This window comes from Deltaproteobacteria bacterium, assembly GCA_028818775.1.
Classification (GTDB): domain Bacteria; phylum Desulfobacterota; class Binatia; order UBA9968; family JAJDTQ01; genus JAJDTQ01.
This window is the reverse complement of the sequence record JAPPNE010000033.1, coordinates 1-15,195: the sequence shown is the minus strand read 5'-3', so window position 1 is coordinate 15,195 and position 15,195 is coordinate 1. Positions and strand designations below refer to the sequence as shown.

The following is a 15,195-nucleotide window of genomic DNA, read 5'->3' as shown; positions in this document are numbered from 1 at the left end:
ACCATGTCCAGGTACAGACGAGACCACATCCACCTGAGGAGCCGGGACCCCGAGGCCACGGCGAAGTACTATCACGACGTGTTCGACGCGAAGATCGTCGAGACCACCCAGACCGACGGGCGCCCCCGTGTCGACCTGGACATCGACGGCATGACCATCTGCATCGCCAGGGCGCAGCCCGACCAGGACGTCCCGTCCGCGCCGGACCGGCCGTATATCGGCCTCGATCACTTCGGGCTTCAGGTGGACGACCTGGAGGAGGCCGCGGCGGAGTTGCGGCAGCGCGGCGCCGAGTTCTTCTCCGAGCCCCGGCTGCTCCGGCCCGGCCTCAAGATCGCCTTCGTGCGCGCCCCGGACGACGTGCGCATCGAGATCGTCGAAAGAAAGAACAACGCCACGTAGGGGCGGCCGCCCCTACGTGGCGAGTGAATGGTTCACGGCGCACGCGGGCCTATGCGTCCGCTTCTCGGTACTCGGCGCCGTCGATGGGCAACTCGGTGCCGAGCCCCTTCTCCACGGCGCGCTCGTAGAGCAACTGGCCGATGACCTGGTCGCCCACGCCCCAGAAGGCATTGTTCTTGTAGAAGCTGATCTGCTCCTCGGACGTGCGGCCGGGCACCTGTCCGGCGAGCACCTCGCCCAGGTCCCACACGTCGTCCCAGGTGATGACGCCCTGCTGCACCGGGTCCCACAGCACGCCGGGCTCGTCCAGGATCTCCTGGCGCTTGGAGTTGCACACGATGATGTCGCAGCGCCGCAGCGTCTTGTCGTCCACCTCGCGCCGCTTCACCTGGATGAAGCCGCCGCGCATGAGGCCGATGTTGCTGGAGACGATGGAGCACAGGTGCACGCCCGGCTCCAGCCAGTCGCCGTCGAAGGTGGGCACGTTGGAGTTGGTCACCGACAGCAGGATGTCCACGTCCTGGACCGCTTCGCGGTTGGTGGCCACGGGGCGGACCTCCATGTCCAGCAGCTCGGTCATCTTGGCGGCGAACCGGGTGCGGTTCTCCGGATTGGGGCTGTAGACCCGGGCCTCCTCGATGCCGGGCACCACCGCCTTGGCGGCGAGCAACTGGCACTCCGCCTGGGCCCGGGAACCCAGGACCCCCACCACCCTGGAGCTCTGGCGCGCCAGGTGCTTGATGCCCACGGCCGTGGAGCAGGCGGTCTGGACGTTGACCACGTTGTTGGCCTCGGGCAGCTCCGCGACCCGCACCTCGCCCACCGTGATGCACTTGAGCTCGGCGTTGTTGCCGTCGAACATCACCCGCACCGGACGTCCCCGGGTCTGGTAGGTCTGGATGCCGTTGTCATGGATCATGACGTGCTCGCAGTGGGTCAGGATTCCCGTCACCCCCGCGGAGTCGGGCGCCCCCTGGTGCACCGTGACCCGGGCGTTGGCCACCGAGTGGACGCGGCGCCTAAGCGCGCCGAGCTCGCGGTTCTTCGCCCAGTCCAGGTAGCCCCGCTCCATGGCCTCCACCGCCTCCTTCATGGTGATGAGTCCGTTCATGTCCTCCGGACCCAACAACAAGACCGATGCCATAACTGCCTCCCGGTTATCTGGTAATACCCGGCGTCCCTCAGCCCAGGGGCGCCGATCGTCGCTTCATCAAGAGATAAAGCCTTCCCTCGCTCTGCATGTAACCCGCCTGCGCTCCCGCCGGGGCGCCCGTGCCGAAGTAAAGGTCCGCGCGCCCGGGACCGCGGATGGCCGCGCCGGCATCCTGGTTGACGACGAAACGCCGCACCGGACGCCAACCCGCGAGGGCGCCGCTTTCGTCCACCACGGGCGTCCGGGTCTCGACGTACAGCAGCGCGCCCTTGGGGTAGACCGCGGGATCGGTGGCCACCGAGCGTCCGGCGGTCAGCGGCACTCCCAGGCTCCCCAGCGGACCATCCTCCCCCAGCCGGAAGAAGATGTAGCGCTCGTTGCGCGCGAACAGCGCCTCGCGCTCCTCCGGGAACTCGGCCAGCCACGCGCGAATGCGCTGCATCGACATCGACGCACGGTCGACCTTGCCCTCGTCGATCAGCACCTTGCCGATGCTGGTGTAGGGCCGGCCGTTGGAGGCGGCGAAGTTGAGCGGCAACTCGCGCCCGTCGGTCATGCGCAGGAGCCCGGAGCCCTGGATATGCAGGAAGAAGCGGTCCACCGGGTCTCGCAGCCAGGCGATCTCGTAGCCCTTGCCGTCGAGCACCCCCAGTACGTCGATGTCGTGCCGCGACGGGTGAGAGGCCGCCGGCTCATCCCCCGCCGTACCGGCCCGCGTGGCCGGTGCGCCGGGTTCACTGTACACCGGGTAGCGATACTCCTCCGTGCGAACCGCGCTCGCATCGATCACGGGCTGATAGTAGCCGGTGAACAAGACCGATGTCCCCGTTGGCCGCGCCGGGGCGGGATGGAAATCGAAACGCTCCGCCACCCGGTCCAGCCAGGACACGTCCGTTTCCGCGGTCCGGTCCAGGATCTCGAGGAACTCGGCCAGGGACGCACGCAGGTCCGCCGCCGTAACCGCCCGGGGCCACTCGCCCAGCCGCGACTCTCCGGGCACCTCGTGAAGAAACCGCAGGCTCTCCGCCACGGCTCGGCGGAGGGACCCCGGTTCCAGATCGTCGGCGATCGCTTCCGGCGTCACGGGCGCCGGGCCTCGCTGCTGGAGACCGCAGCCGCCGGGCAACAAGAGGGCGGCCGACAGCGTCATCCAGAGGCACGCCCTGGACACTCCGCGCCACCGGGAGCCTTGATCGGCGAACATCACGTCACGGGCACCGGCGGGCTTGAAACCCGCCGCGACACCGGTCCTCCAGGATCCCGCCTCAGTCCCGGATGTCCTGGGTGAACCACTCCGTGGGCAGTTCGCGCCCCATCCCCTTCTCTTTCGCCATCTGGTAGACGCGGCCGGCGCAGGCCGCGAACTGGAGCCCCTGAGTGCCGGCATTGATGAAGAAGGTGGTCTGGTCGTCATTCGTCCGGCCCGGCTGCCGGCCGAGCTTCACGTCCATGAAGTAGTGGAAGTAGTCCCCGGTGTAGTTGTCCTGCACCGGGTCCGGGATGCGCGCGATCTCCTCGGGCTGCCCGGCCACGTAGCCCACGTTGCCGTGGAGCCGTACCATGCCCTCGTCCGTCGTCACCACCGTGTTGCGCCCGAGCTTGACGGATACGCCGCAGACCTCCACGACCCGGGGGCCGATCTCGCAGGCGCGCACGCAGGTGACGTGGGCGCCGCGCTTGAGCCACTCGGGATTGTCGAACACCACCCGCGTGGAATCCGTGCACGCGGAGATGATGTCCGCGCCGCGCACCACGTCCTCGGGCCGGTCCATGGCCGTGACCTTGAGCCCGAGCATCTTGCTCATCTTGCCCGCGTACCGCTCCCGGTTGGCCTTGGTGGGGCTGTAGACCCGCACTTCCTCGAGCTTCCGCACCTCGTTGAACGCCATGAGATAGGTCTCGGCCATGCCGCCGGAGCCGAACATGCCCACCACCGACGCGTCCTCGCGCGCCAGCAGCTTGGCGCCCAGCCCGGCGCACCCGCCCACGCGCATGTGCTGGAGAACGCCGTCGTTGATAATGGCCAAGGGTTCGCCGTTGGCCACGCTGAAGACCATGATGAGCCCGCAGTAGTTGCCCGGCTCCATGCAGTACTTCTCCTCGGTGTCGCCGCCGGGCCAGTGCACGATGTCGGACTTCATCCGGATGGCGAAGGTGCCGATGGTGCGGCTCGCACCTTCCATGGTGCCCCAGCGGTAATAGCCGTCGGGACGCTCGCACGGCACCCACACGTCGAGCCGCGGCCGGTACACCGCGTCGTTGCGCGCAAGGTCCTCGTAACCCGTCTCCAGCGCTTCGAGACAGGCCTTCATGTCCATCAGCTCTTCGACTTCCTGGTTGTTGATGAGCAGCATGCGGTGTTCCTTTCGGTCAATGGATCTCGTCAAAGCATACTTCCTATACGATGGAACCCCTGTTGAAAAGCCACTCCCGCCATCTGAGAAAGGCAACAACCCCCTGAACGTCATTCCCGCGAAAGCGGGAATCCAGGGGCGGTGGTGGGGTGCCCCGCAGTTGATGATCACGGGTGCGGCCTGTATGCTCTCAGGCCGACGCCGATTCGGGGCAGAGACCCGGAGCAGATGCCATGGACGCCGACATCATCGCGAAGCAGCAGAACGCCATGAAGGAACGGGACCTCGACGCCCTCATCGCCAGTTCCCCCGAAAACCTCGCCTACACCACCGGGTTCGTGGTGCCCTCGCAACTCCTGATGCGGTGGCGCCACGCCATGTGCCTCGTGGACCGGTCGGGACACACGACCATGGTGGCCATCGACATGGAGGAGACCACGGTCAAGGCACACGCCACCTTCGATGACATCCGAGTGTACCGGGAGTTCACCGACGATCCCATGCGCGAGGTGGCCGCCGCCCTGGAGGCGCGCGGGCTCGCCGGAGCGCGAGTGGGGGTGGAGATGGAGTATCTCCCCGCCGGCGACTTCGCCACCCTGCGCGGGCTGTTGCCCAGGGTCGACTTCGTGGCCGCGGACGGCATCTTCGGGAAGCTGCGTCAGGTCAAGACCGCGCGGGAGATCGAACTTCTGCGCCGGCTGAGCCGCATCACGGACTCGGCCATCGGCGGGACCCTGGCACACGCCCGGCCAGGGATGACCGAGATGGAGATGGCGGGCGACCTGACCGGGCGGATCTTCGCGAACGGCGCGGAGCACTTCAAGCTCATGATCATCGCCTCGGGCGAGCGCAGCCAGTTCCCCAACGTGGGTCCCACCGACCGGGCGCTCTCGCAAGGCGACCTGGTCCGCATGGAGATCTTCGGCGTCCTGGACGGCTACCACGCCGGCGTGTGCCGGACGGCGGTGGTGGGCGAGCCCACCGGGGAGCAGGCGCGCATCTGGGACAACCTGGTGGAGTGCAAGTACCTGGTCATGGACCTGATCAAGCCCGGCGCCCATGCCCAGGAGGTCTACCGCCGGTTCCTGGAGAAGTTCGACGAGCTGGGGCTGCAGCCCATCAGCTTCGTGGGCCACGGCATCGGCGTGTTCCTGCACGAGGAGCCCTACCTGGGGCGCTACGGCGAGGAAGTGCTGGAGGAAGGCATGGTGGTGGCCATCGAGCCGCTGGTATACATCCCCGGCCGCATGGGGCTCCAGAACAAGGACATGCTGCGGGTGACCCGGGACGGCTGCGAGCTGCTCTCGGACGCCACCGACACGGACAAGCTCATTCGCATCGGCTAACGGAGCCAAGATGAAGATCCAGAACATCGAGACCATTCCCGTCCGGCTGCCCACGCGACGGGCGCACCAGTGGGCCAACCTCAAGACTCCCATCGGCGTCTACCTGGTGGTGAAGCTCGTCACCGACGACGGGTTGACCGGGCTGGGCGAGGCCCCCGCACTCAAGGACTGGGGCGGCGACCACATGCGCTACTACGGCGAGACCCCCACCTCGGTGGCCGCCGTGATCCACGACATCCTGGCGCCGGCCATCGAGGGCGAGGACCCGCGTCGCATCGAGTGGATCCATACCCTCATGGACCAAGCGGTCAAGGGGTATCCCTATTCCAAGGCGGCCATCGACATGGCGCTCTACGACGTGGTGGGAAAGGCGGCCGGAGTGCCGGCCTACCAGCTCCTGGGCGGGCTCTACCGCGAGGCCGTACCCATCTCCCACAGCATCGGCCTCATGGGCATGGACGAGGCGGTGGCCGAGGTGCGGCGGGTACAGGAAGAAGGAATCAAGACCATCAAGCTCAAGGGCGGAGTGGAACCCGGGCGCGACGTCGAGTTGTTGCGGCGCGTGCGCGAAGCCCTGGGGCCGGACATGAACCTCACGGTGGACGCCAACAACGGCTACAAGTCCGCGAAGGAGGCCGTCCGGACCACGAAGGACATGGAGCCGTACAACATCCTCTACATGGAGCAGCCCGTGGAGGGGCTCGACGCCATGGCCGAGGTCACCCGGCGGGTGGACACGCCGGTCATGGCCGACGAGAGCGCCTGGACCACATGGGACGTCCTGGAGATCATCGAGAAGAAGGCCGCGGACATCATCTCCATCTACACCACCAAGCCCGGCGGCCTGCTCAAGGCCAAGAAGGTCGCGGCCATCGCCGAGGCCGCCGGGTTCCCGTGCAACGTCAACGGCTCGGTGGAGATGGGCGTGGGCAACGCCGCCAACGTCCACCTGGCCGCCTCCACCGCCGCCGCGAACCTGGGCTGCGTGATCCCCGTCACCACCCCGGACGCGGAGGCCACCGGACGCATCGCCGGCATCTACTACAAGGACGACATCGTCACCGAGCCCTTCGAGTTCGTCGACGGCGCGGTCAAGGTGCCCCAGGGTCCGGGGCTGGGCGTGGAGCTGGACGAGGAGAAGGTTGAGCGGTACCGGTTGGACAAGTGACGCGGACATGGGCATCACGAAGGTAGCCGTCCTCGGCGCGGGCAACGGCGGGTGCGCCACCGCGGCGGACTTGGCCAATCGGGGTTTCGAGACACGGCTCTACTCCCGTTCGGAGAAGACGCTGGCGCCGCTGTTGCAGCGCGGCGGCATTGAGCTGGTGGAGGCCGGCCGGGAAAGCCTGGGACGGCCGGACCTAATCACGACCGTGCTGGAAGAGGCCGTTGCCGGCGCGGACCTCGTCACCATCGCCGCGCCGGCGGTGGCCCACGCGTTCATGGCCCGTTCGCTGGCGCCGCTCCTCACCGGGGACCAGATCGTGCACCTGAACCCCGGGCAGACCGGGGGCAGCCTGCACTTCGTTCACGAACTGCGGCTCGCGGGCTGCCGCGTGCCCGTCCGCTGCTGCGAGACCGTGACCCTGACCTGCATCTGCCGAATGGCGGGAGCGGCGCGGGTGGAAGTGTACCGGCGCACGGCCAACCTGGGGTGCGCGGCGTTCCCGGCCGTGCACGGGGCGGAGATCCTGCCGGAGATGGCCGTGGTGTTCCCCAACGTCGTGCCCACGCGCAACGTGCTGGAGACTGGCCTGTCCAACATCAACGCCATCATGCACCCCGCGGGCATGGTGGGGAACGCCGGCTGGATCGAGCAGCACGGCGGCGCGATGCTCTTCTACCGGGAGGCCCTCTCGCCCTCGGTGGCGCGCATGATCGAGGGGGTGGACCGGGAACGGCTGGCCATCGTGCGCGCGCTGGGGCTGCCGCCCCGCACTTTCGTGGAGATATTCCATGCCGCCGGCCTTACCTCCGACGCGGCCCTCGCAAGCGGCAACGTCTACCAGGCGACGCAGGAGAGCGAGCCCAACAAGACCATCGTGGCGCCCACGACCCACGACCACCGCTACGTGCACGAGGACGTGGGCTACGGACTCGTGCCCATGGCCGAGTTGGCCGCCCTGCTGGGCATCGACACCCCAGTCATCGACGCCCTCATCACCCTGGCGTCGGAGATGAACCGCACCGACTACCGCCGCACCGGCCTCACCCTGGCGGACATGGGCCTGGAGGGGACGAGTCCGGCGGAACTTCAGACCATCCTTGAGGAAGGATTCCCATAAGCCACTGCCGCTCTCGTCTTCTTTCATTCCCGTCCCCGTTGTTCTACTCTGTCGGCCATGCACGCAGGCTTGTGTTTCGACGGTTTCTACTCGATCCAGGAGATGATCGAGCTGGCGCAACTGGCCGACGAGATCGGCATGGACTCCATCTGGATGTCCGACCACATCTGCTTCCGGGACTCCATCGCGTCGGCCATGGCGTTCCTGGCCCGGACTCCCCGCATCAAGGTGAACCCGGCCCCCCTCAGTCCCTATTCGCGCCACCCCATGGTCACGGCCATGGCTCTAGCCACCATGGAGGAGTTCGCTCCGGGGCGAGTGGCGGCCACCGCGGGCACGGCCAACCCCACGGCCCTCCGGGAGATCGGCATCGAGGCCGAGCGGATGCTCAGGACCATGCGCGAGTACATGACGCTGCTGCGCGCGCTCCTGGCCGGCGAGACGGTACGGTTCGACGGGGAAATGTTCACCATCAACGGGGCGAGCATGGGGCTCACGCCCGGCACCGATATCCCCATCTACATGACGGCGGTAAGGCCCGGCATGCTGCGCCTGGCGGGCGAGATGGCCGACGGCGCGCTGCTGTCCGCGGGCTGCACTCCGGCGTACATCCGGCGCTGCGTGGACGAGGTGGAGGCGGGCGCCGCCCGCGCCGGGAAGGCCGCCAAGGGAGAAGTCGCGGGCTTCATTGCGGCGTCGGTGTCGGACGATCCGCGGGAGGCCATGGACGCCACCAAGACGTTCCTGGCGTACATCTTCCGCAACAAGCACCACGCCGAGAACATCCGCCTCGGCGGCGGCGCGGTCGACCAGGACCGCCTCGCCGACGCCATCGGCCGGCGCGCGTGGGACGAGGCCAAGGGACTCATCAGCGACGAAGTGGTGTACGCGCACTCCGTGACCGGAACGCCGGACGAATGCCGCCGGCGCCTGGACGAGTTCGTTCGAGGCGGTCTCGACCTGCCTCTGCTCATGCCCTTGGGCACCCAGGAGCAGCGCAGGCGCGTTGTGGAGATCGCGCGGAACGAGTAGACCCTTACCGACTAAGTGAAATTGGAAAGTTATGCCACAAAATCTCAATGAATACTTGAATCGCTTGGCGCGCCAAGCCGAGTCAAAGCTCCCCTACTTGACCGACATCCGGCGCAGCCTGCACCGCCACCCCGAAGCGGGCTGGACCGAGTTCCGAACCACCGGCATGGTGGTGAACCGGCTGCGCGAACTGGGCTACCGGGTGGAGACGAATTCCGACTGCGTCCATCCCGACGCGGTGCGCGGCTGGCCCGAGGAGGCGGTGGTGAAGGAGAGCCGCGCCCAAGCGGGCGACCTCGCGCGTGACATCGAGGTGCCGGGAGCCGTGGGCATTCTCGAGCGCGGCGACGGCCCCACCGTGGCGCTGCGCTTCGACATGGACGCCACCGAGGTCTCGGAGTCCGAAGACCCAACGCACCCGCCGGTGGCTCACGGCTTCGCTTCCGGGAAGCCCGCCATCATGCACGCCTGCGGCCACGACGCCCACGTGACCATCGGCCTGGGCGCGGCCGAGCTGCTTGCCGCGAACCCGGACTGGCGCGGGCGCGTGAAGCTCCTGTTCCAGCCGGCGGAGGAAGGCGGCCGCGGCGCGCATCCCATGGTGGAGGCCGGAGTGGTGGACGACGCCGACTACTTTGCCTGCCTGCACATGGGCGGGCCGACGCTGCCGTTGGGCGAGGTGGCGCTGGAGGCCACCCACTTCCTCTCGTCCGTGAAGATGGAGGCGCGCTTCCGCGGCGTGGCCTCCCACGCGGGCGGCGCGCCGGAACGGGGCCGCAACGCGCTGCTGGCGGCCTGCCAGGCCACCCTGGCGCTGCACGCCCTGCCGCGCAACGGCCAGGGCGCCACCTTCGTCAACGTCGGCGTGCTCAACGCCGGCACCGGCACCAACGTGGTGCCGTCCGAGGCGCACATGAAGTACGAGGTGCGCGGCGGCACCGACGAGATCTGCGAGCTCATGGAGGAAGGCGCGCGCCGCTGCATCGAGGGAGCGGCCACGCTCCAGGGGCTCGAGGTCGCAAGCGAGATCACCGGCCGCACCATCGGCGCCAAGTCCGACGGCGAGATGAAGGACCACCTTGCCCAGGTCGCCGGGTCTTCGCCCGTGGACTTCCGCGTCCACGACGCCCGGCCCCTGGGCGGCGGCGAGGATGCCACCTACTTCATGCGCCGGGTCCAGGAACACGGCGGCAAGTCCCTCTACTTCCTGCTCGGCGGCAGCACCCCCACGGGTCACCACACGTCCACCTTCGACGTGGACGAGCGCGCCCTGGCCCACGGCGCCATGCTCATGGCCGGGCTCGTGCTGCGGCTCACCGGATCGGGCGCCGGCGGATGATGACTCGTCAGATTGATGTGGGCGCCACGGAACTCGTGGAGCTCGCCGGCGAGCTGATCAAGATCCCGAGCTTCTGCCCCGACGAGACCCCGGTGGCACTGTTCCTGCGAGACTATCTCTCCGAGCGTGGCTACGACGTCACGCTGCAGGAGGTTGCGCCCGGCCGATACCAGACCATCGCCGCCCTCAAGGGCGCGGGCGGCGGCCCGAGCCTCATGTTCAACGGCCACATCGATATCAACTCCCTCACCCGGGGCGGCAAGCGCGACCCGTGGACGCCGCTGGTGGAGGGGGACCGGTTATACGGCCACGGGGTGCAGAACATGAAGGGCGGCGTGGCCGCCATGATCGGCGCCGCCGAGGCGGTGCGACGGGCGGGAGTGAAGCTCCGCGGAGACCTGGTGCTGGCCTGCGTGGTGGGGGAGACCCAGGGTGGCGAGGGCACGCACTTCCTCATGGAGAGCGGCTTCCGCACCGACATGGCGGTGCTGCCGGAGCCTTTCGGCATCGGCAATCTCGTGACCGTGCACGGCGGCATCGTGCACTTCGCCATCCACCTACGGCGTCACCGGCCACGTGAGCAAGGTCGAGGAGACGGTGAACGCGGTGCAACAGATGACGCGGGTCGTCGAGGCTCTGGGTCGGGTCGAGTTTACGTTTACCCCCCGGGCCGACCTGCCCGCTCTTCCCCGCCTGAACGTCGGCAGCATCATCGGCGGGCGCGGCGAGGGCTACGTGCTGACGGAGCCGCCCTACGTGCCCGACCTCTGCACCGTCATCGTGGACGTGCACTTCGTGCCCGGACAGACGGCGGACTCGGTCATCGCCGACGTGAGGCGTACGCTGGACCCTCTGAAGGACGGTGACCCGGAGTTCGACTATGCCATCGAGATCCCGCCGCCGCCCTTCTTCAAGGGCTGCCGGCGCCTGGTGATGGACCCGTTGGACGTGCCCGCGGATGCGGCCATCGTCCGGGCGGTGGCGCGGAACCACGAGAAGGTCACGGGCGCACCGCCAAGGCTGATCGGCGCCCACCTGCCCATGTCCTACTCGGCCGGCGACAGTTGCTGGCTGTGGAAGCACGGCATCCCCTGTCTCCACTACGGTCCCGGCGGCGGCTTCCTGGATCCCGGCCCGGATGGCGGCTACATCTTCATCAGCGAGATGGCGACATGCGCCGAGGTGCTGGCGCACACGGCCATGGACGTCTGCGGCACGGCATGAGCGCGCCCTTCGACTTCGCTCCGCTTGCGCTACGCTACGCTCAGGACGAGCGGTTTTTTGGGGCCGTCCTGAGCGTAGCGAAGCGAAGTCGAAGGACGCGATGATGCTCGAGTCTCCGATGAAAAATCCCGCCAACATCCCGGACCCTGGTTACGACGTCACCGGGGCGGTGGACCTGCACGTGCACTGCGGGCCGGAGGGAATCCCGCGGCGGTTCGATGCGGTCTCGCTGGCCCGGCATGTGCGGGAGACCGGGCTCGGCGGCGTGGTGCTCAAGTCGCACATGACGGCCACCGGGAGTTGGGCGCAGATGGCCCACGACGTCACCGGCGTCCGGCTCCACGGCTCGGTGGTGCTGAACCACTACGTCGGCGGCATCAATCCCGCGGCGGTGCGGGGCGCGCTGGGACCGTCGGCGAACGGCGAGCCCTATCTCAAGGTGGTGTGGTTGCCCACCGTCCATGCGGCCGCGCATCTCACCGCGCGGCACCACGAAGGGGAGCGGTACGATATCCCGCCCGAGTGGTGCGGCGGCACCGTCTCCCCCTTGGCCCGGCGGCTCGGCGAGGTGGAACCCATCAACATACTCGCCGCCCACCTCCGCCCGCCGCTGGACGAGATCCTGCGCATCGCCGCCGATCACGACCTGGTGCTCGCCACCGGCCACGTGGGCCGGGACGAGGTGTTCTACGTGATGGAACGGGCTCGCGCCCTGGGCGTCCGGAAGGTCATTGTCACGCACCCGTGCTACGATCCTCCGGCCATCGGCGTCCCCGAGCTGGTCGAGCTTGCCGGCGCCGGGGCCTACGTCGAGCTGAGCTTCATCCTGGTGGACATGGGGTTGGTATCGTTCAAGGAAACCGCGTCGATCCTGACGCAGGCGGGCGCGGAGCGGACGATCCTGTCCACGGACGTGGGTCAAGTGGACCGGGCGGCCCCGGCGGAGGGACTGGCGCGGCTTGGCGCGGGGCTGCTCGCCGAGGGGATCCCGCGCGAAGACATCGACACCGCCATGAAAGGCAACCCGCGGTTCCTGGTGGAACGTTGTTGACACCGCGCGACGCCGGTGACTAAGCTCCGCGGCATGCGGGGCGTTTGGCCAGCCGAGCGGCGCGGGTTCCGGAGCCGCCGTATCACGAGGGTGCTCACGCGCACCCTGCTGTTCGGGGCGCTCCTGGGACCGGTGCTCGAGGACGGGAGCGCGCGTGCGGAACCCGTCCGCATGGAGGTCCGGCAAGTCATCGTGGACCCGACGCGGGGGACGCCGGTGGTGCTGCTGGCCGGCGGCGGACGGCTGCTGCCCATCTGGATCGGCGAAGCCGAAGCCAACTCCATCGCCCGTGCGCTGGCCGGAGAAAGGCTCTCCAGACCCGATACGCACGACCTGATCCAAAAGGTGTTGCGGGGCCTCAAGGCCGAGTTGGAACAGGTGACCATCACGGAGTTGCGCGAACACACCTTTTTCGCGGAGGTCACCCTGAGACGGAACAGGCGGCGCGTTCGCCTCGACGCGCGCCCGAGCGACGCTATCGCCGTGGCGCTACGGACGGGCGCGCCGATTTATGCGACGCCCGAGGTCCTGGAACAGGGCATGCCCCTGGGCGGGCGGCAATCGGAACTGCGGAACCGGGTTTCGCGGACCCTGGGCATGCAGGTGCAGGACCTCACCCCGGACTTGGCGACATTGTTTGCCGCGACCGTCGACGCCGGCGCCCTGGTGGCGCACGTGGAGCCCGGCGGCCCCGCCGCCGAGCTTGGGCTCCGGCGCGGCGATGTGGTCATCCAGGTGGACGGCGCGCCCGTCAAGAATTCCCGCGATCTGCTGGACAAGCTGCGCGCCCCGGCGACGAAGCGGTTCCGCCTCTTGAACATACAAAGAGACGGCAAGTTCGTCACCATTGTGACGAACCCGCCGTCTCGATGAACGCGGAACCTTCGATATCGGGCTATGCGCCCGTGCCGTTGGTGCTGAACAGGACCTTGCCCCACTTCTTTTCGGTGGCATCGAGCACTTCCCGGGGCGATTCCGCCACCGGCGGGAATTGGTCCATCCACTCGTAGGGACGGCACGCGTCGATGATGGCGCGCGAGTTGAAACCCTTCTTCGTGGGATGCACGATCGGGTCCAGGGGACCGCTCCAACAGCGCCGGATGATGTCGATGTCGGCGTCGGGATCCGAACGCGTGGCCATGGCCCAGATGACGTCGTCCGTGTTGGAGGGATCGATGTCGTCGTCCACGACGATGACATAACGGCCGAGATAGGCGCCGGCATGGCACTGCGACGCCACCACCGCGGCCTGGCGCGCGTGTCCCGGGTAGCGCTGCTTGATGGAAACCACCATGACCAGGCGGCTGCCGCCGGCCACCATCAGCCACACGCCCCTCACGTCCGGCACCCCCGCCTTCTCCATCTCGTCCCAGATCAGCGCGGAACGCAGGTACGAGCGGTACCAGCCCAACTCGGCCGGAGGCCTGCCCGGAGGCGACCCCAGGATGATGGGATCGTTGCGGTGGTAGAGCCGCTTGATCTTGACGATGGGCTCGTTCCGCTCGGCGCTGGCGTAGTAGCCGGTCCACTCGCCGAAGGGACCTTCCACGCGGTCCTCGCCGAAGACCACGTCGCCTTCCACCACGATCTCGGCGTTGGCCGGGACCATCAGGCCGGAGTACGGCGCCTTCACCACCTCCAGCGGCTCGCCGCGGATTCCGCCCAGAAAGTCGTACTCGGGCACCCCGTAAGGGACCTCGATGCTGCCCCCCAGGAAGACCAGCGGATCGTGCCCGAAGGACATGGCCATCTTGAAGGATTCGCCCGTCTGTTGATACTTGTCCCGGTGAATGCGACCGTGCTTGCCCGGTGAAATGTAGAAACCCACCGTATCCGAGTCGTGCACCATCACCCGGTACGTACCCCAGTTGGTCCAGCCCTCGTCACGGTCGGAGGTGATGTCGATGCTGCCGGTGCCGATGTAGCGGCCGCCGTCCCGTTCATGCCAGCGGGGCGTGGGGAACTTGAGCAGGTCGATGTTGCCCTCCTCGAAGACGTTCTCGAACAGGGGACTGTCCTTGAGCACCTTGGCGGGGACGGGCTTGATGTTCTTGTAGTGATTGCGCCAGGTATTGACGAACTCCATCTTGCTGTCGCCCGGCGGCAGATTCAGAGTAAGGCCGATACGCTTGCGCGAGGTCAAGGTGTTGGACAGAACCCGGTAGCCCGCGGGATAGTCCTTGATCTCGTCGAACAATACGGCCGGGCCGTCCTCCCTGCGCATGACCATTTCGGTGATGGCGCCGATCTCAAGGTCCCAGTTGCACCCCTTGAGGGTCTTGAGCTCGCCCATGGCGTCCGCCTTCTCGATCCATTCACGACAATCATTGAACTGCATAGGACCTCCAATCCCTGACGGTAGATTACGTTGGTTGTTGCCGTTCGCCGGAAAGCATGCGGCCGGGAGCGAGTCCCGGCCGGCGGCCCAGCCGGCGCGGGCGCGAGGCGCAAACGGGAAAGGCCTCGGGCCGGCGTGCGCATGACGCGCTTGAAAAGCGGGAATCAGGCCTTCCGGTACTGCCCTCTGCCTGTACGGCTGATACGGCCTTCCTTGGACCAGCGCACGACCACCTGCCTGAGGTAGGCGCGGGGCTTCTCCCGGGCGGTCTCGTTGGCGCCGATGGTGTCGAGGGTAAACTCGTTGGGCAGCGTTGCGAAAATGGCGTTCCAGTCGATCATGGAACCGCTCGGACCGCGCTTTTGCGGCCCGCGGGGACGGCCTCGACGCGCCGCCGGCTTGGCGTCGCCGGTCAGCATTCCGTAGATAACCTCATGCCGCTTGATCTCATCGTTCAAGCTGTTCACGCGCTCGCTGGCCGAGGCCAGTTCCTTCTTCAGTAGGTCGATCTGCTTCCGAACGCTGTCTCGCAAGTCCAACGCCATTTGACTCCCCCGTGACTGAATTGTTTCCTACGCCTTAACATGGCCCGGAGCAAAACACAACGCGCAAGTCACCGGTGTTAGCGCAAAGCGATAATGTCCCCTTTTCAACAAAGCTAAGATGTCCCC

13 protein-coding genes and 1 pseudogene are annotated in these 15,195 nt (G+C 67.6%); 9 read left to right on the top strand and 5 right to left on the bottom strand.

Annotated features, from left to right (window positions below):
* Window positions 1-3: 3 nt before the first annotated feature.
* Window positions 4-402 carry a VOC family protein gene (locus tag OXU42_02420; GenBank protein MDE0028245.1) on the top strand — a complete coding sequence of 133 codons (399 nt, stop codon included), beginning with the start codon at window positions 4-6 and terminating at the stop codon, window positions 400-402.
* A 49-nt stretch (window positions 403-451) separates the two neighbouring features.
* On the opposite strand, the gene OXU42_02415 is transcribed toward OXU42_02420, so the two are convergent.
* The 3 genes from OXU42_02415 to OXU42_02405 form a co-directional block, all read right to left on the bottom strand.
* The gene (locus OXU42_02415) at window positions 452-1,513 is read right to left on the bottom strand and encodes an ornithine cyclodeaminase family protein (GenBank protein MDE0028244.1); all 1,062 of its coding nucleotides are present in this window, start codon (window positions 1,511-1,513) and stop codon (window positions 452-454) included.
* A 70-nt stretch (window positions 1,514-1,583) separates the two neighbouring features.
* Window positions 1,584-2,705, bottom strand: a complete 1,122-nt coding sequence (locus tag OXU42_02410) for an MltA domain-containing protein (GenBank protein MDE0028243.1) — start codon at window positions 2,703-2,705, stop codon at window positions 1,584-1,586.
* A 115-nt stretch (window positions 2,706-2,820) separates the two neighbouring features.
* Window positions 2,821-3,909: an ornithine cyclodeaminase family protein gene (locus OXU42_02405; GenBank protein MDE0028242.1), complete on the bottom strand. Its 1,089-nt coding sequence runs from the start codon at window positions 3,907-3,909 to the stop codon at window positions 2,821-2,823.
* A 233-nt stretch (window positions 3,910-4,142) separates the two neighbouring features.
* Here OXU42_02405 and OXU42_02400 point away from each other — a divergent pair, with 233 nt between their 5' ends.
* From OXU42_02400 to OXU42_02365, 8 genes and pseudogenes are all read left to right on the top strand, one after another.
* On the top strand, window positions 4,143-5,255 hold the full coding sequence (locus OXU42_02400) for a Xaa-Pro peptidase family protein (protein MDE0028241.1): 1,113 nt from the start codon (window positions 4,143-4,145) through the stop codon (window positions 5,253-5,255).
* 10 nt (window positions 5,256-5,265) lie between these two features.
* Window positions 5,266-6,423: a mandelate racemase gene (locus OXU42_02395; GenBank protein ID MDE0028240.1), complete on the top strand. Its 1,158-nt coding sequence runs from the start codon at window positions 5,266-5,268 to the stop codon at window positions 6,421-6,423.
* A 7-nt stretch (window positions 6,424-6,430) separates the two neighbouring features.
* The gene (locus OXU42_02390) at window positions 6,431-7,540 is read left to right on the top strand and encodes an NAD/NADP octopine/nopaline dehydrogenase family protein (protein MDE0028239.1); all 1,110 of its coding nucleotides are present in this window, start codon (window positions 6,431-6,433) and stop codon (window positions 7,538-7,540) included.
* 69 nt (window positions 7,541-7,609) lie between these two features.
* The gene (locus tag OXU42_02385) at window positions 7,610-8,572 is read left to right on the top strand and encodes an LLM class flavin-dependent oxidoreductase (GenBank protein MDE0028238.1); all 963 of its coding nucleotides are present in this window, start codon (window positions 7,610-7,612) and stop codon (window positions 8,570-8,572) included.
* Window positions 8,573-8,669: 97 nt separating this feature from the next.
* Window positions 8,670-9,911: an amidohydrolase gene (locus OXU42_02380; protein ID MDE0028237.1), complete on the top strand. Its 1,242-nt coding sequence runs from the start codon at window positions 8,670-8,672 to the stop codon at window positions 9,909-9,911.
* Between the two features lie 567 nt (window positions 9,912-10,478).
* A pseudogene (locus tag OXU42_02375) lies at window positions 10,479-11,135 on the top strand (peptidase dimerization domain-containing protein).
* Window positions 11,136-11,253: 118 nt separating this feature from the next.
* The gene (locus OXU42_02370) at window positions 11,254-12,186 is read left to right on the top strand and encodes a DUF6282 family protein (GenBank protein ID MDE0028236.1); all 933 of its coding nucleotides are present in this window, start codon (window positions 11,254-11,256) and stop codon (window positions 12,184-12,186) included.
* 90 nt (window positions 12,187-12,276) lie between these two features.
* Window positions 12,277-13,059 carry a DUF151 domain-containing protein gene (locus tag OXU42_02365; protein MDE0028235.1) on the top strand — a complete coding sequence of 261 codons (783 nt, stop codon included), beginning with the start codon at window positions 12,277-12,279 and terminating at the stop codon, window positions 13,057-13,059.
* A 22-nt stretch (window positions 13,060-13,081) separates the two neighbouring features.
* On the opposite strand, the gene OXU42_02360 is transcribed toward OXU42_02365, so the two are convergent.
* On the bottom strand, window positions 13,082-14,524 hold the full coding sequence (locus tag OXU42_02360; GenBank protein MDE0028234.1) for a UbiD family decarboxylase: 1,443 nt from the start codon (window positions 14,522-14,524) through the stop codon (window positions 13,082-13,084).
* A gap of 164 nt (window positions 14,525-14,688) precedes the next feature.
* Window positions 14,689-15,069 (bottom strand): hypothetical protein, encoded by a 381-nt coding sequence (locus OXU42_02355; GenBank protein ID MDE0028233.1) that lies wholly within the window; start codon window positions 15,067-15,069, stop codon window positions 14,689-14,691.
* Between the last annotated feature and the right edge of the window lie 126 nt (window positions 15,070-15,195).

Bases quoted from the DNA above. Each gene is read 5' to 3' on its own strand.
- OXU42_02420 (MDE0028245.1), top strand. From the start codon at position 4: ATGTCCAGGTACAGACGAGACCACATCCACCTGAGGAGCCGGGACCCC.
- OXU42_02415 (MDE0028244.1), bottom strand. From the start codon at position 1,513: ATGAACGGACTCATCACCATGAAGGAGGCGGTGGAGGCCATGGAGCGG.
- OXU42_02410 (MDE0028243.1), bottom strand. From the start codon at position 2,705: ATGACGCTGTCGGCCGCCCTCTTGTTGCCCGGCGGCTGCGGTCTCCAG.
- OXU42_02405 (MDE0028242.1), bottom strand. From the start codon at position 3,909: ATGCTGCTCATCAACAACCAGGAAGTCGAAGAGCTGATGGACATGAAG.
- OXU42_02400 (MDE0028241.1), top strand. From the start codon at position 4,143: ATGGACGCCGACATCATCGCGAAGCAGCAGAACGCCATGAAGGAACGG.
- OXU42_02395 (MDE0028240.1), top strand. From the start codon at position 5,266: ATGAAGATCCAGAACATCGAGACCATTCCCGTCCGGCTGCCCACGCGA.
- OXU42_02390 (MDE0028239.1), top strand. From the start codon at position 6,431: ATGGGCATCACGAAGGTAGCCGTCCTCGGCGCGGGCAACGGCGGGTGC.
- OXU42_02370 (MDE0028236.1), top strand. From the start codon at position 11,254: ATGAAAAATCCCGCCAACATCCCGGACCCTGGTTACGACGTCACCGGG.
- OXU42_02360 (MDE0028234.1), bottom strand. From the start codon at position 14,524: ATGCAGTTCAATGATTGTCGTGAATGGATCGAGAAGGCGGACGCCATG.
- OXU42_02355 (MDE0028233.1), bottom strand. From the start codon at position 15,069: ATGGCGTTGGACTTGCGAGACAGCGTTCGGAAGCAGATCGACCTACTG.